Raw genomic sequence first — 21699 nt, 5'->3', positions numbered from 1 at the left:
GATCGACTGCGGGTCATCGGGACCGGCGGTCGGACAGGATCCCATGGCCGCGCATCCCTTTTCGATCCACAACTACCGGGCCTATTGGATCGCACGGCTCGCCTCGACACTGGCGGGGCTGTCGATGGTCGTGGTCATCGGCTGGCAGGTTTATGACATCGCCCGCGAGACGATGGGGATTCGACAGGCAGCGCTCCAACTCGGCTTTGTCGGACTCGTCCAGTTCCTGCCCCTTCTCGCGCTCACCCTCGTCACCGGCTGGGTCGCCGACCGGCTTGATCGGCGCTGGATTGTCCGCGCGTCAATCGCGCTGGAACTGGGGTGCGCCGCCGGGCTCGCCTGGCTGACCCAGACCGACACGATCACCCTGCCCGCTTTGTTCGGCATCGCCGCACTGCTCGGCGTCGCGCGCGCGTTCATCAGCCCGGCACAGCAGGCACTCGCCCCCAATCTCGTTCCCGCTGCCTCGCTCCCCACCGCGATCGCGCTGAGCGCACTGGCATGGCAAGTCGGATCGATCGGCGGCCCGGCGATGGGTGGCTACCTCTATGCGGTCGGTCCTGCAGTACCCTATTGGGTCGCGACCGGTCTGTTCGGCGTCGCGTTCTTGATGATGATGCTGGTCACACCCGTGGCGCGCAGTACGATTGCCCGTGTCGGCAATCCCCTCATGCAAATGATCGAAGGGCTGCGCTACGTCCGCCGCAATCGTCTGGTCCTCGGCGCGATCTCCCTCGACATGTTCGCCGTGCTTCTGGGCGGTGCGACGGCGATGCTCCCGATCTACGCCCGCGACGTCCTGATGATCGGCGCGGATGGGCTGGGACACTTGCGCGCGGCCCCCGCCGTCGGCGCGGTGGCTGTCGCGGTGGTGCTGTCATGGCGACCGCTGAAGACCAATGTCGGGGTCAAGATGCTATGGGCCGTGATCGGCTTCGGCGTCGCGACCACCGTGTTCGGCTGGGCCGGGCCGCTGATGACCCGCTGGTTCGGCGCGTCGATGATCGGAAACGAACTGGCACCCGCAGTGCTGGTCTCGATCGCCGCGCTGATCGCATTGGGGGGCTTCGACATGATCTCGGTCTATGTCCGCTCGTCATTGATCCAGCTGCACACGCCGGATGCAATGCGCGGGCGAGTGGGGTCGGTGTCCACGCTGTTCATCTCCAGCTCGAACGAGCTGGGTGAGGCGCGATCGGGCTTTCTCGCCTCGCTGATCGGTCCAATCGTCGCGACCGTGGGCGGCGGCATCGCTGCTATCTTGGTAACCGCGCTCTGGGCGCGTATCTTCCCCGAATTGCGGCGCGCGCGGACCTTCGATCCGCCCGCGTCGCTCGAGAATTCCCCGCCAGAGGAGATCAAGGCATGAAGGCGAACACGATCCTCGAAACGATCGGCAACACGCCGCACATCAGGGTGAGCAAGCTGTTCCCCGATGCCGAAGTGTGGATCAAGTCGGAGCGCTCCAACCCCGGCGGCTCGATCAAGGACCGCATCGCGCTGGCGATGATCGAGGCGGCGGAGGCCGATGGCAGCCTGAAGCCCGGCGGCACGATCGTCGAGCCGACCAGCGGCAATACCGGCGTCGGCCTGGCGATGGTCGCGGCGGTAAAGGGGTACAAGCTGGTCCTGGTGATGCCGGAAAGCATGAGCATCGAGCGCCGCCGCCTGATGCTGGCCTATGGCGCGAGCTTCGACCTCACCCCGCGTGAAAAGGGGATGAAGGGCGCAATCGAGCGGGCGATCGAGATCGTCGAATCGACACCGGGCGCGTGGATGCCACAGCAGTTCGAGAATTCGGCCAATATCGATGTCCACGTCCGCACCACCGCGCAGGAGATCCTCGCGGACTTCGCCGACAGCCCGCCCGATGTGATCATCACCGGAGTGGGTACCGGCGGGCACATCACCGGGGTCGCCGAGACGTTGAAGAAAAGCTGGCCCAGCCTCAAAGTATTCGCGGTCGAGCCTGAACTGTCGCCAGTCATTTCAGGGGGGCAGCCGGGTCCGCATCCGATCCAGGGTATCGGCGCGGGCTTTGTTCCGAAAAACCTCCATACTGACGCGATTGATGGTGCGATTCAGGTCGATGCCGCCGACGCCAAGGAATTCGCCCGCCGCGCGGCGCGTGAGGAAGGCATGCTCGTCGGCATCTCGTCGGGCGCGACTCTGGCGGCGATTGCGAAGAAGCTGGGCGATCTTCCGGCCGGTTCGCGCGTGCTAGGGTTCAATTATGATACAGGTGAGCGCTATTTGAGTGTTCCGGACTTCCTTCCGGAGGCCTGAAAGACTCGCATTCCGTCCCAAAACGAATAAGCTGTCCTGAGTCGGGGAACACGGATTCCGGGGGAAATCGTGCGGAATGCAATGATCTGTGTCAGCGTGATGCTGGCAATCTTTCTGGCGTGGCCGATGGTGTTCGGCAGCGACAAGACCTCTGCTGTGCGGGCTGCGGGTGCCAAGGTGGCCGCAGTTGCCGCACCGGCTGCCAGCGCACGGCTGGTCCAAACCGCGGTCAAACCCGCAGGCGCACCGCAAGCCAAGGCTCTGGAAAGCTGCTTCAAGCGCTATGAGCGCGAATATGCGCGCTGCAATGCGATCGACAGCAGCTGCCGCATGAAGGTGGCAGACCAGTGGGACCTGTGCGAGGCGACGGGCTTCTGGCCCTGAACTGAGGCGGTCTGACGTCCGGGGGGCGCGGCGCGGTTTGCCGCGCGCTTGTCTTGCGCTAAAGGACGACGGCCAGCGTTGTTGGCTTGTCGCCGCTGAAGGACCGCGCGCTCCCTGTGACCTCATCTCTCGTACCGGTAGCGACGCCGCGGCTTGCGCCGGGTCTGAGGCTCGCGCTTGCGGCGATTGCGCTCGGCGCTGTCGCGGTGCCGTTGGCTGTGGTGCAACTCGCACCTGTGCCGGACGTTCCGGTGCTGGCGGAGATCACGCGCCCCAAACGAGTCGTGCCCAAGGCCGAGCTGCCCGAGGTCGAGCCGGTGCGGCTCGCCGCGCTGTCGATGCAAGATGCGCGGACATTCAATGCGACGATCCCCTTTTCCACCGCCCCCAATCCGGCGGCGCGCCCGCTGATCCTCGACGCCGGGGCGGAGGATTTCGGGCGAGCGGTCGACTGCCTTGCTGCGGCGACCTGGTATGAGGCGGGCGACGATCCGGTCGGCCAGCGCGCGGTGGCGCAGGTGGTGCTCAACCGGATGCGGCACCCCGCTTTCCCCAAATCGGTGTGCGGCGTCGTGTTCCAGGGGCAGGAGCGTCGGACGGGGTGCCAGTTCACCTTCACCTGTGACGGCGCGATGCGGCGTATCCCCTCCCCCCGCCGCCTGGGGCCGGGCGCAGACGATCGCGCAGCAGGCGCTGACGGGGGCGGTGTTCGCCAAGGTCGGGTATTCGACGCATTACCACACCGACTGGGTGGTGCCTTACTGGAGCTCCAGCCTGGACAAGGTGGCGGAGGTGAACACGCACCTCTTCTTCCGCTGGACCGGGTGGTGGGGCACGCCGGCAGCGTTCCGGCGGGGCTATGCCGGCTCGGAGCCGGTTTTTGCCAAGATGGCCGCGCTCTCCCCTTTCCATGCTGGCGGCGAAGTCGCTTTGGCCGGGGTGGTCGACCCGGCGGCGATGCTCGATCCGGACACCATTCCGGAGTCTGCGGTGCCCAAGCCGGTGGCGGCGGGGGGCGACAGTTTCCATGTCGCGCTGGACAAGGCGATGGGGGCGGATGGCTTTGCGGCGCTGGCGATCCGGACCTGTGGCGAGCGGGCCTATTGCAAGTTTCTGGGCTGGACCGATCGGGCCAAGGTGCCGGCGGTTGGCGCGGCGCTGACCCCGGCGCAGATCGAGGCGATGTCGTTCAGCTATCTTCGCGACAAGGAACAGGGGTTCGGCAAGGCGCTGTGGAATTGCGGGGAATTCAAGCGGCCCAGCCCGATCCAATGCATGCGGCGGACGCCGGTTGCGGCGGCTGCCCCTGCCCCGGCTCCTTCGGCGACGCCGGGTGGGCCGGATGGGCTGAGCGGGGTTCGGCGGAAGAGCGATCCGGCTCCGGTCGTTCCTCCAGCCACTAACTGATCCCGGCGGCCAGGTCGCGGGCCAGGGTTGCGCCGTCTTCTGCTGTGACGTCGACCACGGCGGGCGTCGGCCCCATTCCGGCTCCGGCGGTGTCGACTTCGACCGTCACCAGCCCCAGCCAGCGCTGGATCAGGCCCTGACGGAGGGTCACGACCTGAACATTGTCGACCGGGACGATCCAGTCGCGCTGGGCCAGCACGCCTCGCATTACTTGCAGGCTGGCGCTGAGGAGGGCGTAGCGGTGGAATTTGCGTTGCAGCAGGGCGGTGAGGACCGGCGGGACGGTGAGGATCAGGCCTAGCCAGGCCAAGGGGGTCAGCAGCAGGGCGGCGGCGATGACCAGCAGGGGCAGCGGAACGGCGAGGACGAGGGCCCGAAGGATATGGGCCGGGGCTACGGGGCGGAGCGGCAATCGTTCGAAGGGGGGCAGACCGGCGCGGTCGACAATTCCGGCCACTTCGAAATCGCGGGCCAGGGGGCCATGACCTGACGGCCGCTGGGGTCGTTGCTGCCACCAAGCGTCTGGAAACTCAGGGCATTCCAGCCGAGCAGCCCCCGGAACGGTCCGCGCTGGATCAGGGCCAGCTGGATGCGGCGCATCGCCACGACCACTTCGCTGCGGGTCAGCAACCCCCTGGTGCGGCGGAACCGGCCGATCCCGGCGCGCAGCTTGAAATTCCATTCGCGCAGCACCGTCCGGGCCACCCCGGTGATCACCCCCAACAGCACTACCACACCGAACAGGCCGAAGCCGGTGGAGTAGGTCAACCGGCTGCGCACTTCGCCCTGGGCCGATTGCGCCATGTCGGCGATTTCGTCCCAGCCGAAGCCCATCGCATCGCCGATGAACTGGATCGCGGTGGCAAGGGCGGCGATCCAGACCAGCGAGAAACTGAACAATCCCAGCAGGAACACCCGCTGCGGCGACATCACAAACACTTCGGTCAGCGTGTCCTCGACCGGCAGGTCGAGGCCGGTGCTGACCCGCTTCACCGGGGCGCCGCGCAGGGCTCCGCGCAGCCGGGCGGCTTCGGACAGGGAGACGCTGTCCAAGACCGCTTCGTCCTTGTCGCCGCCGCCGGTTTCGACGCGGACTTCGGCGAGGCCGAAGATGCGGGACAGCGGGCCCTGTTCGATGCCGACGTCCTGAATGCGCTCCAAGGGGATCGAGCGGCGGGTGCGGTTGAGTAGGCCGCGTTCGACCACCAATTCGCTGTCGGTGACGGCATAGGTGAAGCGCCGCCAGTTGATCCAGGTCCACACCAGACTGGCAGCGCCGACCACTAGCGCCGCCAAAGCGATCCAGCCGAGGCCGCGGCCGGAGGTGATGCCGATGATCGCGGGCAGGCCGACGACGTTCTGGGGCGCCTTTTTGAGGAACCAGATGCCAATCGTGCCCGGATGGACGCGGCGGGGTTCGTGGTCCTCAAGCGTCTCCGGTTCGGCCACCCCCTCGCTCACCTCCGCGCTCACCACGGGTCGACCGTGAGCTGGTCGCGGATCGCGTCGCGGATCTCCTCCGCCGTCTCGCGGGTGATGCCGGGCAGCTGCACCTCGCTGTTCGCGGTCCCCGCGGTGTGGAGGACCAATGTGGCGACGCCGAACATCCGCTCGATCGGCCCCTGTGCCACGTCGATATGCTGGACGCGCGCGGCGGGGACGATGGTGTGGCGGCGGGCGAGCCATCCCGAGGCGACGTGCAGTTCCTTCCCCGTCCACGCCCAGCCCCAGCGGCTCCAGCGCTTGGGCGTGGCATAGAGCACCGACCATAGCCCGAGCGGGGCGATGACCAGCGGTGGGAGCCACAGCGGGAACCAGTCGAACGCGGTGCTGAGGCCGAAGCCCGGTCCGATCGAGACAAGCGTGGCGACGGCCCAGAAGGCCGCACCGGTGAGGCGCATCGCGTTGAGCTGGCCGCGCTCGAGCGGGTGAAGCGGCGTGTCCGGGAGTAGCATTCCTCCGTTATGGCGGGGTGGGCGAAAGGCTCAAGGGGGTGGCGCGACTATTCCTCCACGGGCGGTTTCCCTTCCTCCCCCTCCGTCGCGCTTTGCGCGCCACAGTGTCGGGTCGCCGGTGCCCCCGGCACCGGCTTGATTGCTGGGAGCAATCCATCCCGACACTCCCTGGCGGGGGAGGATTATTGGGTGCCCCCAGCCCCGCCGCCGCGCGGGTCTTAGCGAGCCAGGCTTCACGGGCGGCGTGGCCGGCGGCGATCAGTTGGGCGCGTTCGGCGGCATCGGCGGCCGTGACGGCGGCTTCCTCCTCTTCCGTCAATTCGCGTTGATAGTCGTCGACGAGGAGTTCGCCCTCCTCGTAGCCGTCGAAGCCGGGGGGTGGTGGGAAATCGGTGCGCTAGGCGCGATGCGCGTCGCTCCACCGGACCAGACCGTCATGAACATCGGAGAAGGCCAGACGATCCTGACAAGAATCGCGGGTGTCGGACGGGCTGTCAGGCGCCTCCTCCGGCGGGGCTTCGGCGGCGAGCGCGACAAGGCCGATGGCTTCGGCGCGGCGCCATTGTTCGTCGGTCCATGTCGCGCGGTCGGCGGGGTCGAGGTCGGTGGCGGGGACGGCGGCGCTGTCATCGACATGGGTGCGCAGCCAGCGATCGGCGCGGGCGAGCGTGCGGATCGGGGCGAGGTCGTCCTCACTCGCCACCCCCGCCGCCCCGAAGCGCGCGGCGAGGAACACGCCGGCGCGGCCCGGTGCCGCCGATTGTTCGACCAGATCGAGATACTGTTCGAAGTCCGCCGCGGCGAGCCGGACGGCGGCGGCGTCGGCATCGGTGCAGGCGGCGTCGGCGCGCTTGTCGAGCCGGTTCAGCATCTTCCACGCCAGCTGGTTGTCGTAGCGGTGACGCGTGGTGATGCGGCCATCGTCGCCGGTGACGGATTCGCGCACGCCGTTGAAGGCGCGGTCCATCAGTTCGTCGGCGAGGGAGTCGCGGGCGCGCAGCTGAGCCGCCTTCCACCCCAGCGCGAACGCCGCGCCGCGCGCGCTGTCGCGCAGGGCATAGGCGGTCTGGCGCGACATGCCGACGATGGCGCACGCCTTGGTCACATTATGCCCACGCGCGAGGGCGGTGAGGAAGCGCTTCTGCTTTTCGGCGGTCCAGCCGTCGTAACGCTGGGCATCGGGCACCCCGGGTTCGAGTTCGTGGAAGGCGGCGTGGTTGAAAGTCGAGACGTCGTAGGGCGCCGGTTCGGCGGGGGTGAAGGCGTTCATTTCCGCAGGTCCTTTGCTGATGTGATGCAGAGGACCGGTTAGACGCCGCGTATGGTGGCGACCTAAAGCAAGCGCAGGATCACGTAAAAGAACTATACAAGATGGCAGGTAGCAACCGAGAGATTTCCGCGTTTGCCGAAGCCGCACAGGGCCTGCTCGAATTTAGGCGCGGAAATTTTGAAAAGGGCAGCGAACACTATCTGAATTCAATCAGAATTTCGAGAGAAATGAAGCGCGCTGATTATATTGTCAATGCAGCAATATTCTGGCTAGATCAGCAAGTGCATTGTGGCCTAGTTCCACGCGACACACTTCAAGATGAGCTTAGCTACATTCAGAGGGCGATTGAAAAACTACCAGCTGGTCAAGCTAAGGATATTGGTCAGACATTTGTAGCGAGAAAGGCTTCGATGGAGAGGGCTGCGTCAAAGCTGGATGGCGTTGAACGCCATCCAGCTCATGAGCCGAATTCACATCAATTAGATGTGGGGTAATCTGATCCGGGCCGACAAAAAAGCGCTAACGCCCCTCCCCTCAAACCCCAAACGCCTCCACCGGCAGCGCCATGATCGTCTCCGCGCCGCTTTCGATCTTGCGGCGGAGTGCGCCGGCGTTGGGCATGATGCGGTCGGCGTAGAAGCGGGCGGTGACCAGCTTGGCTTCGTAGAATGCCTTGTCGTCGTCGCCTTCGGCCAGTGCCTGCACAGCCGCGTCGGCCATGCGGAGCCACATCAGGCCGATCGCGACGGTGCCCATCAGCTCCATGTAGCTGTACGCGCCGGCGCCGACCTGGTTGGGATCCTTCATGCCGTTGGCCATGAACCACATGGTCGCGGCCTGAAGCTGGCCATTGGCCTTTTCGAGCGCTTCGGCGAGGTGGGTCAGTTCGGGCCTGGCCTTGGCGGCGGCGACCTCTTCGGCGACGATGCGGAACAGGGTCTGGACCGCGCGGCCGCCATTCTGGGCGAGCTTACGGCCGACCAGGTCCATCGCCTGCACGCCGTTGGTGCCTTCATAGATCATCGCGATGCGGGCATCGCGGACATACTGCTCCATGCCCCATTCGGCGATGTAGCCATGGCCGCCATAGACTTGCTGGCTGTCCGTCGCGATGCGGTAGCCGGCGTCGGTGCCGACGCCCTTGATCACGGGGGTCAGCAGGCCGATCAGGTCGTCGGCGAGCTGACGCTCCTCCTCGCTCGCCGCCTTGTGCGCCAGGTCGACCTGGAGGCCGCCCCACAGGCACAGGGCGCGCAGCCCCTCGGTCATCGCCTTCGCCTCCATCAGCATGCGGCGGACATCGGGGTGGACGAACAGGGTGTCGGCCTTTTCCTGCGGCTCGGCGGGGCCGGTGAGCGCGCGGCCCTGACGCCGGTCGTGGGCGTATTGCACGGCGTTCTGGTACGCGACTTCGCCGATCCCGAGGCCCTGAAGGCCGACGCCGAGGCGGGCGGCGTTCATCATGATGAACATGGCGGCGAGGCCCTTCATCTCCTCGCCCACCAGCCAGCCGGTCGCGCCGTCATAGTTCATGACGCAGGTGGAGTTGGCGTGGATGCCCATCTTGTGCTCGATCGAGCCGCAGGAAACGGCGTTGCGCGCGCCCAGGCTGCCGTCGTCGTTGACCATGAATTTGGGGACGACGAACAGGCTGATGCCCTTGCTGCTCTCCGGCGCGCCTGGCGTCTTGGCGAGGACGAGGTGGATGATGTTGCTGGTGAGGTCATGCTCGCCGGAGGAGATGAAGATCTTCGTCCCCGTGATCGACCAGCTGCCGTCGGCATTGGGGGTGGCGCGGGTCTTGATGAGGCCGAGATCGGTGCCGCAATGCGGTTCGGTCAGGTTCATCGTGCCGCCCCATTCGCCGCTGACCATGCGGGGGACGTATTTCTCCTGCTGCTCCGGGCTGCCCTTGGCCAGCAGCGCCTCGATCGCGCCGTGGGTGAGGCCGGGGTACATGGCGAAGGCCATGTTGGAGCTGATCATATATTCCTGGAACGCGGTCGAGACGACGTGGGGCATGCCCTGGCCGCCAAACTGCTCGGGTGCGCTGAGCGTGCCCCAGCCGGATCCGACGAACTGCTGGTAGGCTTCCTTGAAGCCGTCGGGGGTGGTGACGCTGCCGTCGGGGTGGCGGGTGCAGCCCTGCTGGTCGCCGCTATGGTTGATCGGGAACAGGACCTCGGCGACGAACTTGCCGCCCTCTTCGAGGACCGCGCTGACCACATCGGGGGTCGCGGCGGCGAAACCGGGGAGGTTGGCGTAGCGGTCGATCTTGAGCACGCGATCGAGCACGAAACGGGTGTCGCGGACGGGGGGATTGTAGCGGGGCATCTCTCTCGGTCTCTCTTATTTGATGGGCGTGGCGCGGCCTTCGAGGACCGCGACGAAATCTTCGAGTTCGGCGATGGCGGCGTCGATATCGAGCTTTTGCCGTTCGAGCAGGTCGATGCGCGCGCGGCACTTGTCGAGCGTGACCTGATGCTGGGTGCGGCGTTCGTCGCCGACGTCGTAGAGGTCGATCATCTCGCGGATTTCGGCGAGGCTGAAGCCGACGCGCTTGCCGCGCAGGATCCAAGCGAGCCGGGCGCGGTCGCGGTGCGAATAGATGCGCTGAAGCCCGCGGCGCTCGGGGGCGATGAGGCCCTCGTCCTCGTAGAAGCGCAGCGCGCGTGCGGTGACGTCGAACTCGGCGCACAGGTCCGAGATCGAAAAGCTCTCCTTGTCCGGGCGGGCTTCGATCGGGGCGAAGCTGGCCACGGCCTTCAGTTTCGTTGCCATGCGAGTCGATTTACGCCGACCTTACGTTAACGTCAACTACCGCAGAGTCGGACACCTTCTGCGCTTCGGAGCGCTTCTGCCTCCGCCGCGGATTCGCTGAGGCGCTCCACCTCCAGCGCGGCGAAGGAGGCGCGGGGGCCGCAGAGTTTGGCACAGGCGTCGGGGACGTTGGCGGGGAAGGTGATGCGGTCGCCGTCGAACTTCGCGTCGAAGCTGCATGCCTCGCCGCCCTTGCCCTTCAATTCGATCGCGAGCGTCGAGCCGGAGCGCGCGGCGGTGCCGCGGCCGGTGCAGCTGACCTTGTCGCCATAATCGACGAACGCGCCGACGCGATAGGCGGTGCCGTCGGGCACGACGCACAGCCGGTCGGTGTCGCGGGCGTAGAGGCCGGTGACGTCGCTCGCCCTGGGATCGCGGACGATGCCGCGTTCGATCGCTGCGGATTCGAGGCTGGGGGGTGTGGGGGATGCGCCGGGCTGAGGGTCGCTGCCGGAACAGGCGGCGAGGAGGAGCGCGACGGCGAGAGCGGCCCCTCCCCTCACCCGCGCACCAGCTTGCCGTTCTCGATGCGGCGGAAGAAGCAGCCGGGCTCGCCGGTGTGACAGGCGGGGCCGGCGGGGTCGACTTTCAGCCACAGCGCGTCCTGGTCGCAGTCGATCCGCGCCTCGACCACGCGCAGGACATGGCCGCTGCTCTCGCCCTTTTTCCAGAGGCGCTGGCGGCTGCGCGACCAGAACCAGGCCTCGCCGGTTTCCAGCGTTTTCGCCAAGGCATCGGCGTTCATGTGCGCGAGCATCAGCAGCTCGCCGGTCGCGACGTGCGTGGCGACGGCGGTGATCAGGCCGTTGGCGTCGTAGTTCGGGTTCAGGTCGAGCGTGGAATCGCGGTCGTCGGACATTACGGTGCCTTTGGCTTCAGCTTGCTGTCCGGCTTCCATTGCGGGGGCGTGTCCTTGTCCGCAACCCGTTGCGTCAGCGTGTAGAAGAAGCGGTTGAAGTCGGCGGCGGCCTTCCAGTCCATCGGCTGGTTCAGGTCATCCTGCGGCTTGTGGTAGCCGGTGCGATACCATTGGCGGTAGATTGCCTCGCTCTGCGTCCCCGGACGGTAGCCGAACACGAAGTTGGTCGCGGGGATGCCGGCGCGGATGAAGTTCCAGTGATCGGTGCGCATCAGCAACCGGCGTTCGGGTTCCGGGTCGTGCTGGACCGCGATGCCCATGCCGGTTGCGACCGCGCGGGCGTCGTCGCCGAGCGTCGAATCGTCGAGCGCGTGGACGGTGAGCAGTTCGAGCGGGAAGATCGGACGGAGCTGGTCGAGATTGATGTTGCCCGCGATGCGGGCGAGCGGGAGCGTCGGATCTTCGACGAAATATCGGGAGCCTAGCAGCCCTTTTTCCTCGCCGGTGACGATCGCGAAGACGATTGGGCGACGGAACCCCTTCCCTGCGCGCCGCTCGGCCAGCCGCACGATCAGCGCGACATAGGCGGCATCGTCGAGCGTGCCGTTATACAGGCCGTCGCCGTCGACCGGCTCGCCATGGCCATAGCCGTCGAGATGCGCGGTGAGCACGATCGCCTGATCGGCGAAGGCGGGATCGGTGCCGGGGAGGATGCCGATGACATTGGAGGAACTGAGCTTGCGCTGCGTCAGGTCGAAGCTGGCGGTGAAGATGGTTTCGGGATCGAACGACGGGAGCGGTGCGCCGCTGCTGCCATCCGCGATCAGCTTTGCCGCGTCGTGGCGCGGGCCGATCAGCTTGCCGAGCGCGTCGGCGTTGAGGGTCAGGACGGGGAGCTTGACCGGGGCCACCGGCGTGCCCGCGATCCGCACGCTGCGCGCATAGGCGGAGGGCCAGCGCGGCGGCTCGACCGTGAAGCCGGGGTCGGCGATGGCGAGCATCGCGGTAGCTCCGGCGGCGGTGAGCGCCTTTTCGCGGTCGTCGGCGGAGGGCAGTCCGGCGCGGCGGGTGTTGTGGCAGATCACGATCTTGCCGCGCACATCGCCGAGCGCATCGGCCCCGCAATAGCCGCGATAGACGATCATTCCGGCGAAGGTCGGGTGGACGTTGGTCGGGCTGGCGGTGAGGTCGTGGAGGAAGCGCAGTTTCGCGCCGTCGACGCGGATGTCCGCGCTGCGGATCGCGGTCTCCTCCATCGCGATCGGCTGAAACCAGCTGCCGTTGGTGCCGAGCGGCTTGACCCCGGCCTTGGCGAGGCGGCCGGCGACGATTTTCGCGGCGCGTTCATGGCCGGGCGAACCGGTCTCGCGGCCTTCCATGTCGTCGCCCGAGAGTTCGGCGGTGATCGCCCACCAGGCTTTGGTGTCCGCGTCGGCGGTGGCGGGGGCGGACTGGGCGAGGGTCAAGGCGATGAGGGCGAGCATGGTGGGAGCTTAGGGGGGCGTGGTGGGAGTGCCAAGGTGGGTGGAGGGGTCGGAGGCAGTGCCGATAAAAATTCGTGTGCGCGGCATTAGGCACCTTTCTTCGGAACTGCCGTGTTCGTCACGCGTCGAACTCACCAGAGTGGGAGATCGACAGTGACGATTGCGATTTCGGACTCACGTCCCCAACCGCGGCGCAAGATATTTCAACTCGGGGAACTGACGGTCGGCGGTCGCACGCTGAGGGTGCACTTGCTCGACGTTTCGGAAGGTGGCGCGCGCCTGCACTGCCCGACCGAGGTGAAAGTCGGCGACCCTGTCATCCTGCGCTGGAAGGATGACCAGTGGCGCGGCATCATCATGTGGACGTCTCAGGGCAAATGCGGTGTTCGCTTCATCGCGCCGCTCACTGCTGCAGCCCTATCGGCATTGCTCGCGCCAGTGTGAGAAGGGCGCGCTCGGGATACCGCGCGCGGGATCGGTCCACACCTTAGAACCTCTCATGATCGCATGCGGCGCGGTGTTCGTTCGGGATTGCCGCCCATCACTGGCGTGCTATTCTTGGCACACAATTTCGGAGGTTCAGGCGATGAATGCGAGCGACTGCTGCGGCAAGGACTGTCCCTGCTGCGCCAAGGAAAAAGAGAAGGGCAAGTAAGCTTCAGGCCTCGGTCGTACCGGGGCCTTTTGCCGACGGTAGCATCGAGCGGCCGCTAACCTCCGGCGCTCATTCGCATGTGCGGTGGAAGGCCGACGGGCGCATCATTTGGTGCAGCGCGACGAGTGGGGCCGGCCCGAGGTGGCGACGCGCGATGCACGTCTGGGACTGACGCTGTGGCCGTCCTATGCGAGTTTCGTCGCGTGGTGGGTGGCGGAGCACCGGCGCGGCGTGGGTGACGCGTCCTACCCCCCGATCCCGACCTCCGCCGGCGGGGGTGCGTTGATATGGGTCCAGATCGCGCTGACGACGACCGAGCCTTCGCCGACGCTGCTCGCGACGCGCTTGACCGAGCCGGAGCGGACGTCGCCGACCGCGAAGATGCCGGGGCATGAGGTGGCGTAGCTCGACGATCCGCCGACCTCCCGCCCGGTGCGCACGAAGCCGTGATGGTCGAGTTCGACCAGTCCCGACAGCCATTCGGTATTGGGCGCGGCACCGATCATGATGAACAGCGCGCGGCAATCGACCGCGTGGCTGCCCGAGGGTCCGGTGAACACGACGCGTTCGAGATGGTCGTCGCCGTCGAGCCGTTCGAGCTGGCTGTGCGTGTGGATGACGATGCGCGGGTCGGCCTCCAGCCGCTCGCGGAGGTATGCGCTCATCGTGTCGGCGAGGCTGGCGCCGCGCACCACGACATGGACGCATTTGGCGACGCGCGAGAGGTACATCGCCGCCTGCCCCGCGCTGTTGCCGCCGCCGACGACCACTGCCTCGGTCTGCGCGCAGAGGCGCACCTCCATCTCGGTGGCGGCGTAGTAGACGCCCGCGCCTTCGAAGGATCCGAGGCGGTCGAGCGGCAGGCGGCGATACTGCACGCCGGTGGCGACGAGCACGGTGCGGGCGCACAATTCCTCCCCCGCCGTCGAGCGCGACGCAGAAGCCGTTTACGTGCCGGGCCATCGCCTCGACCCGGCGCGGCATGGCGAAGCAGGTGCCGAACTTCATCGCCTGAACCTGGCCCCGAAAGGTGAGGTCCGCGCCGGAAATGCCGGTGGGGAAGCCCATGTAATTTTCGATCCGCGAGCTGGTCCCGGCCTGTCCGCCGATCGCGGTATCCTCGATCACCAGTGCGCGCAGCCCTTCCGACCCGGCATAGACTGCGGCAGCGACGCCGGCGGGGCCCGCGCCGACGATCAGCAGGTCGAACAGCTCGGTCGAGCTGGCCTTGAGGTCGAGGCCGAGATGGCGGGCGACGGCGCGGGGCGTTGGATCGGGGATCGGATTGCCCGACCAGAGGACCTGGGGTTCGCCGTCCGCCTCTTCGTGAAAGGGGATGCGGTTGCGGTTGAGGAAGCTGGCGACGCGCGCGACGGCGGGGTCGCGCTCCGCACCGCGCACGACGAGGCTGCTGTCGCCGGATTCGAAGATGCGGCGGCGGCGCGCGGAGAAGACAGTGAGGATATGGTCGCCGATCTCGGGGACCGCGCTCATCAGGCGGAGCATGTCGGGGCGCGGTGCCTCAAGCGTCCGCGTGGGGGCGCAGGCGCGCATGGTGAGCGTGAGCGGGCCGCCGTTGAGGAACGACAATTCGCCCATGAACTGGCCCGGGCCGATGGTGCCTGGCGTGAGGCGCTCGCCGGTCACGGGATCGGCGACCTCGATCTCGCCCTCCTCGACCAGCACGAAGCGGTCCTGCGGTGCACCGGCTTCGAGGACGATTTCGCCGGGTTGGTAGTGACAGGTGGTCGAGATGGCGCGGATTGCGGCGAGATGCGGCTCTGCGAAGGGCCGCGGAGTCATGGTGCTGAGGTCGCCGCCGATCGTTTCCATGGAGGCGAGTGTAGGGGCAGGTGGTGGGGATGCAACTATGCGAAGGGATGTGGGGATTGGACCGCCGTCGCCCAATGCCGTCACCCCGGGCTTGACCCGGGTGACGATGTGGAGAAACGGCCGCGACGGGGGTGTCCGTCGCGGCCGTTTCGTGAGTGGACAGGCCCTCCCCCGACCCCTCCCGCAAGCGGGAGGGGGGAGGAAAAGTCGGGTGTTACCCCTTCAGGTCGAAGCGGTCGGCGTTCATCACCTTGGTCCAGGCGGCGACGAAGTCGCGCTTGAACTTTTCCTCGCCGCCATTCTCGGCATAGACTTCGGCGACGGCGCGCAGTTCGGAGTTGGAGCCGAAGATCAGGTCGGCGCGGGTTGCACGCCAGGTTTCGTGGCCGCCGGCGCGGTCGGTCGCGATATATTCCTGGTCGTCCGATCCTTCGGCGGCCTTCCAGACATTGGTCATGCCGAGCAGGTTGACGAAGAAGTCGTTGGTCAGCTGGCCCGAGCGCTTGGTGAAGTGGCCATGGCCGCGCTCACCGTGATTGGCGCCGAGGACGCGGAGGCCACCGATCAGCACGGTCATCTCCGGCACCGACAGGCCGAGCAACGATGCGCGGTCGAGCATCATTTCCTCGGTCTTCACCGCCAGCTTCTTCTTGCCGAGATAGTTGCGGAAGGCGTCGGCCTCCGGCTCGAGCCACTCGAAGCTCTCGACATCGGTCTGCTCCTGCGTTGCGTCGCCGCGGCCGCCGGTGAAGGGGACGTTGGTGGCGCCCGCCATCTCCAGACCGACCACGCCGCCGAGGACGATGGCGTCCGCGAGGCTCATCGACCCGCGCAGGCCGTTGAGCGTGTCGATCACCTTGGCCAGCATCTCCGGCTCATTGACCTCCCAGTCCTTTTGCGGGGCGAGGGCAACGCGCGCGCCGTTGGCGCCGCCGCGATGGTCGGACTTGCGATAGGTGCTGGCAGAGGCCCAGGCGGTCTTGACCAGCTGGCTGACGGTCAGGCCGCTCGCGCGGATCTTGTCCTTCACCTCGGCGACCAGCGCGTCGCTCGGCATGGTGCCGGCGGGGATCGGGTCCTGCCAGATCAGGTCCTCTTCGGGCACCTCCGGGCCGAGGTAGCGGACCTTGGGGCCCATGTCGCGATGGGTCAGCTTGAACCAGGCGCGGGCGAAGGCGTCCTTGAACGCTTCAGGGTCGGCGCGGAAGCGTTCGCTGATCGCGCGGAATTCGGGGTCGCGCTTCAGCGCCATGTCGGCGGTGGTCATCATGGTCGGGACCTTGATGTTCGGGTCCCACGCCGCCGGGGCCATGTCCTCCGGCTTCTGGTTGATCGGCTGCCACTGGTAGGCGCCCGCGGGGGACTTCACCAGTTCGTATTCATAGTCGAACAGCAGGCGGAAATAATTCTCGGTCCATTCGCGCGGGGTGTTGGTCCACGCGCCTTCGATGCCGCTGGTGACGGTATGCTCGCCGATGCCGCCGCTTTCGTGCGTGCTGACCCAGCCGAAACCCTGTGCGACGAGGTCGCCGCCCGAGGGGGCGTTGCCGAGCAGCGAGGGATCGCCATTGCCATGCGCCTTGCCGAAGGTGTGGCCGCCGGCGGTGAGCGCGACGGTTTCCTCGGGGCTCATCGCCATGCGACGGAAGGTTTCCTTCATGTCGCGGGCCATGCCTTCGTCGTCATGCGGATTGCCGCCGGGACCTTCGGGATTGACGTAGATCAGACCCATCTGGATCGCGGCGAGCGGGCCTTCGATCTCGTGCAGGCCGTGTTCGGGAGCGATACGGGTCTGAACGCCCTGGTTCACCCACTTGTCTTCGCTCCCCCAATAGATGTCGCGCTCCGGCTCGAACACGTCGGCGCGGCCGCCGCCGAAGCCGAACACGGGCCCGCCCATGCTCTCGATCGCGACGTTGCCGGTGAGGATGAACAGGTCGGCCCAGCTGATATTCTTGCCGTATTTCTGCTTGATCGGCCAAAGGAGCCGGCGCGCCTTGTCGAGGTTGCCGTTGTCGGGCCAGCTGTCGAGTGGCGCGAAACGCTGCTGGCCGCTGTTCGCGCCACCGCGACCATCGGCGGTGCGATAGGTGCCGGCGGCGTGCCAGGCCATGCGGATGAAGAACGGGCCATAGTGGCCGTAATCGGCCGGCCACCAGGGCTGGCTGTCGGTCATCAGCGCGGTCAGGTCGGCCTTCAGCGCGGCATAGTCGAGCTGCTTGAACGCCTCGGCATAGTCGAAGTCCGGCCCCATCGGATTGGACGGGCCGTTGGGATTGAGGATTTCAGTGGCCAGCATTTCGGGCCACCAATCCTTGTTGGTGCGGCCCAGCAGCGCGCGGACCCCGCCATTGTGCATCGGGCAGCCGCCGCCGTCGATCGATCCGGTTTTCGCGTCCATGTGGGAATCCCTCCGTCTGGTGTCGTTGGTGTGGCGCCGACGCTATCGGAGCCGGGTCCGTCGGGGAAACGGGATAAACCGGTCAGTGCGAGTGAGGAAATCGATCAAGTCATTCAACTGTCATCGATTGAGACGAACAGAGTGGGGATTGGGGTGAATTCGTTCCTCCCCCTCAGCTTGTCTCAGGGGAGGGGGAGGAGAATTGGTGCCCCCTCCCCCTCCCAATCCTACGCAGAAACACAATGATCCCGGATTTGATGTGACAAACAGGCGACAAAGCCGGATCGACTGCCTATATGCCCGCGGATCGACCAACGACTCCCCCGAAGGGCCGATGCTGACCACAAATCCGTTCGATGACGACAAGCTGCGCGAAGAGTGCGGCGTGTTTGGTGTTTCCGGTGCCGAGGGTGCCGCCGCGCTTGTCGCGCTGGGGCTGCATGCGTTGCAGCACCGCGGGCAGGAGGCGGCCGGCATCACCAGCTTTGACGGCGCGCATTTCCATACGCATCGCGCGATGGGCCATGTCGCGGGCAATTTCGACCGCGACGAGGTGATCCGCGCGCTGGCCGGGACTGTCGCGTGCGGCCACGTCCGCTATTCGACCACAGGCGAGACCGCGCTGCGCAACGTCCAGCCGCTCTACGCCGAGCTGGCGAGCGGCGGCTTCGCGGTGGCGCATAACGGCAATATCTCCAATGCGATGCACCTGCGCCGCGAGTTGATCCGCCGGGGTTCGATCTTCCAGTCGACGTCGGATACCGAGACGATCATCCATCTGGTCGCGACCAGCGGGTACAAGGATCTGCTCGACCGGTTCATCGATGCGCTGAAGCAGGTCGAGGGGGCATACTCGCTGATCTGCATGACGCAGGAAGGCATGATCGCGTGCCGCGACCCGCTGGGCATCCGTCCACTGGTGATGGGCCGCCTGGGCGACGCCTATATCTTTGCGTCGGAGACGGTGGCGCTCGACGTGGTCGGTGCCGCCTATGTCCGCGATGTCGAGCCGGGCGAGCTGGTGATCGTCAAGGATGGCGAGATGCGATCGATCCGCCCGTTCACCGCGATCGCGCCGCGCCCGTGCATCTTCGAATGGGTCTATTTCAGCCGGCCCGACTCCATCGCACAGGATCGCTCGGTCTATACCGTGCGCAAGGGCATCGGCGCGGAGCTGGCGATCGAATCGCCGGTCGATGCGGACCTCGTGATCCCGGTGCCGGATTCGGGCGTCCCCGCCGCGATCGGATACGCCCAGCAATCGGGCATTCCGTTCGAGCTGGGCATCATCCGATCGCACTATGTCGGCCGCACCTTCATCCAGCCGAGCGCGGAAGTGCGGCGGCTGGGCGTCAAGCTGAAGCACAATGCCAATCGCGCGCTGATCAAGGGCAAGCGGATCATCCTGATCGACGATTCGATCGTGCGCGGGACGACCAGCCTGAAGATCGTGGAGATGATGCGCGAAGCGGGCGCGGCCGAGGTGCATATGCGCATCGCCAGCCCGCCGACGACGCACAGCTGCTTTTATGGCGTCGACACGCCCGAGCGTTCCAAGCTGCTCGCCGCGCAACATGACGTGGCGGGCATGGCCAAGTTCATCAAGGCGGACAGCCTGGCGTTCGTGTCGATCGACGGGCTGTACCGCGCGCTGGGCGAGGCGGAGCGCGGCGACGTGCTGCCGCGTTACTGCGATGCGTGCTTCACCGGGCAATATCCGACGCAACTGACCGACCATGACGAGCAGGCGGTGAGCCAGCTCGCCCTTCTCGACGAGACGCATTGATCCCATGACCGAACAGGCTCTTGCAGGGCGCGTCGCGCTCGTCACCGGCGCGAGCCGGGGGATCGGCGCGGCGACCGCGATCGCGCTGGCGGCGCAGGGCGCGCATGTCGTGCTGACCGCGCGCACGGCGGGCGGGCTGGAAGAGGTCGAGGAGGCGATCTTCGCCGCCGGTGGCTCCGCGACGATCGCGCCGATGGACCTGATCGAGACGGATTCGATCCCGCGTCTTGCTCAGGCGGTGGCCGAGCGTTGGGGGAAGCTCGATATTCTCGTGCTGAATGCAGCGGCGCTGGGCACGCTGTCGGCGGTGGCGGCGTTCGACCCCAAGGAAGTGGCCAAGGTGCTGGCGCTCAACGTCAGCGCGCAGGCGGCGCTGATCGGGGCGTTCGACGGCTTGCTGCGCAAGTCGGACGGTGCGCGGGTGATCGGTGTGACGTCGAAGGTCGGACGCCAGCCGCGCGCCTATTGGGGCCTGTACGGCGCGACCAAGGCGGCGTTCGAGAATCTGCTGCTGAGCTATGCCGACGAGGTGCGCAACCTGACCAAGGTTCGGGTCGCGCTGCTCGATCCGGGCGCGACGCGGACCAAGATGCGCGCGCGCGCCTATCCGGGAGAGGCGCCCGAGAGCGTCAAGCCGCCGGAGGTCGTGGCGGAGCGGATCGTCGCGATGCTGGCCGACGATTTCGAGACGGGGGCGTTTGAGGCGTTGGGGTGATCGGGGGCGGTGAGCCGCTCCCCTATTGTTACACACGCCTACCTAACGTCACCCCGGGCTTGACCCGGGGCCCAGCTTCTTCTTCCCTACCGCGCCATGGACGACGAACGCCAAGGCGGTTGGGTTTACATCATGGCCAATCGCTATCGCGGGACGATGTATGTCGGAGTGACCGCCGACCTCGTGACGCGCGTCGATCAGCATCGCCGCGGTGAAGGGTCCGAGTTCTGCGCCCGCTATGGCCTCAATCGGCTCGTCTGGGCCGAATATGCTGAGGACATCACCGACTGCATCGCGCAGGAGAAGCGGATAAAGCGCTGGCGGCGCGAATGGAAATTCGCGCTGATCGAGCGCGACAATCCCGAGTGGCGCGACCCTTACGATCAGCTTGCCTGACGAAGGCAGCTGGGCCCCGGGTCAAGCCCGGGGTGACGAGAGGGGGGCGCTTCGCTACTCCCCCGCCCCTTCGATCCCCAGCAGCTCCACCGTAAACAGCAGCGTCGCGCCGCCCGGGATCGGGCCGCGGCCGTGGGGGCCGTAGGCGAGGTCCATCGGAATCGCGAATTCCACCTTGTCGCCCACGCCCATCAGCTGGACGCCCTCGGTCCAGCCGCGGATCACGCGGTTGAGGGGGAAGGTGGCGGGCTGGCCGCGCTTGACCGAGCTGTCGAATTCGACGCCATCGGTGAAGGTGCCGGTGTAGTGGACCGTCACGCGATCGGTCGGACCGGGGTGCTTGCCGGTGCCGTTGCCCGCGACCAGCCGCCAGCGCAGCCCGCTCGGCGTCACGTTCCAGCCGGTGCCGCTGTGGCGCTCGGCGAGCGCGCGCATCTGGTTGTTGTGCCAGGCGACGTCCTGCGAGCGGTCGGGCGCTTCGTCCTGGGCCATCGCGGGGAGCGCGACGAGCGTGGCGGCGGCGAGTGCGAAGGTGAGGATCATGCTGCGAGAAATGCCTTTACCTGAGCCTGGAAGAAGGGCGCGTTGTCCCACATGATGAAGTGGGCGGATGCGGGGACGCGGGTCAGCACCGCGCCTTTGATCGGGGCGTAGGACGCCTTGTAGAAGCCGTCCATCTGCGCGTCGGTTACGGGCGCGCCCTTCGGCGTCACGTAGAGCACCGTGGTGGGGGCGGTGATCCTGCTCAGCTCGGGCATGAGGTTGGTCATGATGAGTTCGCCATAGGCGCGGGCGGAGACGTCGCGGTCGGACTTCATCGCGTCCTCCAGTGCGCCGGCGCGCATGCTTTCGGTCGCGACCATCGAGTCGATCGTCCCCTTGAGCTGCGCGGCATAGGCTTCGGGCGCGGAGGTCTTCATCCCCGCCATGATCTGGTCGGCGATCGGCTTGAGTGTCTCAGGGGTCGCCTGCGGGCCGCCGAACATCGCACCCATGAACGGGAGCATATCGACCACCATCAGCTTGCCGACCTGATCGGGATGGCGCGCGGCGAGCATCATCGCCATCGTGCCGCCCATCGAATGGCCGATCACCGCTACCTTGCCGAGCTTGTTCTCCGCGATGTAGCGCGACAGTTCCTCGGCGACCGGGGCGGCGACATTGCCGTCGGTGTTGCCGCCCTTGTCGAGCCCGCCGAACCCGCGCACCTGAACCTTGTGGTAGCGATAGCCGGGGAGCGCGGCGGTCATTTCCGTCCAGACGCGTGGGGACGAGGACAGGCCGGGGATCAGGATGACGTCCTTCCCCTTCCCTTCCACGGTCACGGCGATGCGGTCGGAAGTGAAGCCCTTGGCGGTTGCCGTACCGGGCAGCAGCAGCGCCGCGCACAGCATCGTCAACATCGCGAACAGACCGCGGCGGTTCGTCATCTATTCCTCCCTCAAGGC

At 66.8% G+C, this 21699-nt stretch carries 22 protein-coding genes and 2 pseudogenes; 10 read left to right on the top strand and 14 right to left on the bottom strand.

The features are described 5' to 3' along the window. The first annotated feature begins 43 nt into the window (after positions 1-43). From LRS08_RS15385 to LRS08_RS15370, 5 genes and pseudogenes are all read left to right on the top strand, one after another. On the top strand, positions 44-1369 hold the full coding sequence (locus LRS08_RS15385; RefSeq protein WP_257842854.1) for an MFS transporter: 1326 nt from the start codon (positions 44-46) through the stop codon (positions 1367-1369). Continuing rightward, entirely contained in the window at positions 1366-2286 is a 921-nt protein-coding gene (cysK, locus tag LRS08_RS15380) for a cysteine synthase A (protein WP_260480913.1), read from the top strand. Before LRS08_RS15385 ends, cysK begins: the two co-directional genes overlap by 4 nt. A gap of 99 nt (positions 2287-2385) precedes the next feature. Further along, entirely contained in the window at positions 2386-2670 is a 285-nt protein-coding gene (locus LRS08_RS15375; RefSeq protein WP_257842855.1) for a hypothetical protein, read from the top strand. A gap of 338 nt (positions 2671-3008) precedes the next feature. Then, positions 3009-3254 (top strand): annotated as a pseudogene (locus LRS08_RS20150) (cell wall hydrolase); the annotation flags it as partial. A 37-nt stretch (positions 3255-3291) separates the two neighbouring features. Continuing rightward, the gene (locus tag LRS08_RS15370; RefSeq protein WP_260480912.1) at positions 3292-4077 is read left to right on the top strand and encodes a cell wall hydrolase; all 786 of its coding nucleotides are present in this window, start codon (positions 3292-3294) and stop codon (positions 4075-4077) included. Here the strand turns inward: LRS08_RS15370 and LRS08_RS15365 are convergent. The 4 genes from LRS08_RS15365 to LRS08_RS15350 all read right to left on the bottom strand — a co-directional run bounded on the left by LRS08_RS15365 (position 4070) and on the right by LRS08_RS15350 (position 7302). Beyond that, positions 4070-4489 (bottom strand): PH domain-containing protein, encoded by a 420-nt coding sequence (locus LRS08_RS15365; protein WP_260480911.1) that lies wholly within the window; start codon positions 4487-4489, stop codon positions 4070-4072. The genes LRS08_RS15370 and LRS08_RS15365 overlap by 8 nt on opposite strands. Next, on the bottom strand, positions 4471-5538 hold the full coding sequence (locus tag LRS08_RS15360) for a PH domain-containing protein (RefSeq protein WP_260480910.1): 1068 nt from the start codon (positions 5536-5538) through the stop codon (positions 4471-4473). Before LRS08_RS15360 ends, LRS08_RS15365 begins: the two co-directional genes overlap by 19 nt. 8 nt (positions 5539-5546) lie before the next feature. After that, the gene (locus LRS08_RS15355; protein ID WP_257842858.1) at positions 5547-6032 is read right to left on the bottom strand and encodes a PH domain-containing protein; all 486 of its coding nucleotides are present in this window, start codon (positions 6030-6032) and stop codon (positions 5547-5549) included. Between the two features lie 397 nt (positions 6033-6429). Then, on the bottom strand, positions 6430-7302 hold the full coding sequence (locus tag LRS08_RS15350; protein ID WP_257842860.1) for a hypothetical protein: 873 nt from the start codon (positions 7300-7302) through the stop codon (positions 6430-6432). A gap of 101 nt (positions 7303-7403) precedes the next feature. Here LRS08_RS15350 and LRS08_RS15345 point away from each other — a divergent pair, with 101 nt between their 5' ends. Continuing rightward, positions 7404-7796 (top strand): hypothetical protein, encoded by a 393-nt coding sequence (locus LRS08_RS15345; protein ID WP_257842861.1) that lies wholly within the window; start codon positions 7404-7406, stop codon positions 7794-7796. A 40-nt stretch (positions 7797-7836) separates the two neighbouring features. Here LRS08_RS15345 and LRS08_RS15340 read toward each other — a convergent pair whose 3' ends face one another. The 5 genes from LRS08_RS15340 to LRS08_RS15320 are packed head-to-tail and all read right to left on the bottom strand — an operon-like array spanning position 7837 to position 12465. Continuing rightward, the gene (locus LRS08_RS15340) at positions 7837-9636 is read right to left on the bottom strand and encodes an acyl-CoA dehydrogenase C-terminal domain-containing protein (RefSeq protein ID WP_260480909.1); all 1800 of its coding nucleotides are present in this window, start codon (positions 9634-9636) and stop codon (positions 7837-7839) included. A 15-nt stretch (positions 9637-9651) separates the two neighbouring features. Further along, positions 9652-10083, bottom strand: a complete 432-nt coding sequence (locus LRS08_RS15335) for a MerR family DNA-binding transcriptional regulator (protein ID WP_257842862.1) — start codon at positions 10081-10083, stop codon at positions 9652-9654. Between the two features lie 32 nt (positions 10084-10115). Continuing rightward, complete coding sequence (locus tag LRS08_RS15330) at positions 10116-10625, bottom strand: hypothetical protein (RefSeq protein ID WP_260480908.1); 510 nt, start codon at positions 10623-10625, stop codon at positions 10116-10118. Continuing rightward, positions 10622-10981: a phosphoribosyl-AMP cyclohydrolase gene (gene hisI, locus LRS08_RS15325; RefSeq protein ID WP_257842864.1), complete on the bottom strand. Its 360-nt coding sequence runs from the start codon at positions 10979-10981 to the stop codon at positions 10622-10624. The genes LRS08_RS15330 and hisI overlap by 4 nt, the downstream gene beginning before the upstream one ends. Further along, positions 10981-12465: a M28 family metallopeptidase gene (locus LRS08_RS15320; protein ID WP_257842865.1), complete on the bottom strand. Its 1485-nt coding sequence runs from the start codon at positions 12463-12465 to the stop codon at positions 10981-10983. Before LRS08_RS15320 ends, hisI begins: the two co-directional genes overlap by 1 nt. Positions 12466-12618: 153 nt before the next feature. On the opposite strand from LRS08_RS15320, the gene LRS08_RS15315 reads away from it, so the two are divergent. After that, entirely contained in the window at positions 12619-12909 is a 291-nt protein-coding gene (locus LRS08_RS15315; protein ID WP_257842866.1) for a PilZ domain-containing protein, read from the top strand. A 456-nt stretch (positions 12910-13365) separates the two neighbouring features. On the opposite strand, the gene LRS08_RS20145 is transcribed toward LRS08_RS15315, so the two are convergent. The 3 genes and pseudogenes from LRS08_RS20145 to katG form a co-directional block, all read right to left on the bottom strand. Next, positions 13366-14031: an NAD(P)/FAD-dependent oxidoreductase gene (locus tag LRS08_RS20145; protein ID WP_312026629.1), complete on the bottom strand. Its 666-nt coding sequence runs from the start codon at positions 14029-14031 to the stop codon at positions 13366-13368. Positions 14032-14242: 211 nt separating this feature from the next. Then, a pseudogene (locus tag LRS08_RS20350) lies at positions 14243-14923 on the bottom strand (Crp/Fnr family transcriptional regulator); the annotation flags it as partial. A 244-nt stretch (positions 14924-15167) separates the two neighbouring features. Continuing rightward, positions 15168-17354, bottom strand: coding sequence for a catalase/peroxidase HPI (gene katG / locus LRS08_RS15305; protein ID WP_260480907.1), 2187 nt, complete (start codon positions 17352-17354; stop codon positions 15168-15170). A gap of 334 nt (positions 17355-17688) precedes the next feature. Here katG and purF point away from each other — a divergent pair, with 334 nt between their 5' ends. The 3 genes from purF (at position 17689) to LRS08_RS15290 (ending at position 20251) form a co-directional block, all read left to right on the top strand. Next, the gene (gene purF / locus LRS08_RS15300; protein WP_260480906.1) at positions 17689-19140 is read left to right on the top strand and encodes an amidophosphoribosyltransferase; all 1452 of its coding nucleotides are present in this window, start codon (positions 17689-17691) and stop codon (positions 19138-19140) included. 4 nt (positions 19141-19144) lie between these two features. Beyond that, on the top strand, positions 19145-19855 hold the full coding sequence (locus LRS08_RS15295; RefSeq protein ID WP_260480905.1) for an SDR family NAD(P)-dependent oxidoreductase: 711 nt from the start codon (positions 19145-19147) through the stop codon (positions 19853-19855). Between the two features lie 96 nt (positions 19856-19951). Beyond that, positions 19952-20251 (top strand): GIY-YIG nuclease family protein, encoded by a 300-nt coding sequence (locus LRS08_RS15290; RefSeq protein ID WP_257842867.1) that lies wholly within the window; start codon positions 19952-19954, stop codon positions 20249-20251. Positions 20252-20305: 54 nt separating this feature from the next. Here the strand turns inward: LRS08_RS15290 and LRS08_RS15285 are convergent, their stop codons facing one another. Beyond that, positions 20306-20794 (bottom strand): FKBP-type peptidyl-prolyl cis-trans isomerase, encoded by a 489-nt coding sequence (locus LRS08_RS15285; RefSeq protein ID WP_257842868.1) that lies wholly within the window; start codon positions 20792-20794, stop codon positions 20306-20308. Next, positions 20791-21681 (bottom strand): alpha/beta fold hydrolase, encoded by an 891-nt coding sequence (locus LRS08_RS15280; protein ID WP_257842869.1) that lies wholly within the window; start codon positions 21679-21681, stop codon positions 20791-20793. Before LRS08_RS15280 ends, LRS08_RS15285 begins: the two co-directional genes overlap by 4 nt. Positions 21682-21699: the final 18 nt, after the last annotated feature.

Origin of the sequence: Sphingomonas sp. J315, assembly GCF_024666595.1 — a bacterium.
Classification (GTDB): domain Bacteria; phylum Pseudomonadota; class Alphaproteobacteria; order Sphingomonadales; family Sphingomonadaceae; genus Sphingomonas.
The sequence above is the reverse complement of the archived record's forward strand: the minus strand, read 5'-3'. Positions and strand labels throughout refer to the sequence as shown.

Bases quoted from the DNA above. Each gene is read 5' to 3' on its own strand.
- LRS08_RS15290 (WP_257842867.1), top strand. From the start codon at position 19,952: ATGGACGACGAACGCCAAGGCGGTTGGGTTTACATCATGGCCAATCGC.
- LRS08_RS15285 (WP_257842868.1), bottom strand. From the start codon at position 20,794: ATGATCCTCACCTTCGCACTCGCCGCCGCCACGCTCGTCGCGCTCCCC.
- hisI (WP_257842864.1), bottom strand. From the start codon at position 10,981: ATGTCCGACGACCGCGATTCCACGCTCGACCTGAACCCGAACTACGAC.
- LRS08_RS15320 (WP_257842865.1), bottom strand. From the start codon at position 12,465: ATGCTCGCCCTCATCGCCTTGACCCTCGCCCAGTCCGCCCCCGCCACC.
- LRS08_RS15340 (WP_260480909.1), bottom strand. From the start codon at position 9,636: ATGCCCCGCTACAATCCCCCCGTCCGCGACACCCGTTTCGTGCTCGAT.
- LRS08_RS15280 (WP_257842869.1), bottom strand. From the start codon at position 21,681: ATGACGAACCGCCGCGGTCTGTTCGCGATGTTGACGATGCTGTGCGCG.
- LRS08_RS15355 (WP_257842858.1), bottom strand. From the start codon at position 6,032: ATGCTACTCCCGGACACGCCGCTTCACCCGCTCGAGCGCGGCCAGCTC.
- LRS08_RS15350 (WP_257842860.1), bottom strand. From the start codon at position 7,302: ATGAACGCCTTCACCCCCGCCGAACCGGCGCCCTACGACGTCTCGACT.
- purF (WP_260480906.1), top strand. From the start codon at position 17,689: ATGCTGACCACAAATCCGTTCGATGACGACAAGCTGCGCGAAGAGTGC.
- LRS08_RS15295 (WP_260480905.1), top strand. From the start codon at position 19,145: ATGACCGAACAGGCTCTTGCAGGGCGCGTCGCGCTCGTCACCGGCGCG.
- cysK (WP_260480913.1), top strand. From the start codon at position 1,366: ATGAAGGCGAACACGATCCTCGAAACGATCGGCAACACGCCGCACATC.
- katG (WP_260480907.1), bottom strand. From the start codon at position 17,354: ATGGACGCGAAAACCGGATCGATCGACGGCGGCGGCTGCCCGATGCAC.
- LRS08_RS15385 (WP_257842854.1), top strand. From the start codon at position 44: ATGGCCGCGCATCCCTTTTCGATCCACAACTACCGGGCCTATTGGATC.
- LRS08_RS15345 (WP_257842861.1), top strand. From the start codon at position 7,404: ATGGCAGGTAGCAACCGAGAGATTTCCGCGTTTGCCGAAGCCGCACAG.
- LRS08_RS15375 (WP_257842855.1), top strand. From the start codon at position 2,386: ATGCTGGCAATCTTTCTGGCGTGGCCGATGGTGTTCGGCAGCGACAAG.
- LRS08_RS15335 (WP_257842862.1), bottom strand. From the start codon at position 10,083: ATGGCAACGAAACTGAAGGCCGTGGCCAGCTTCGCCCCGATCGAAGCC.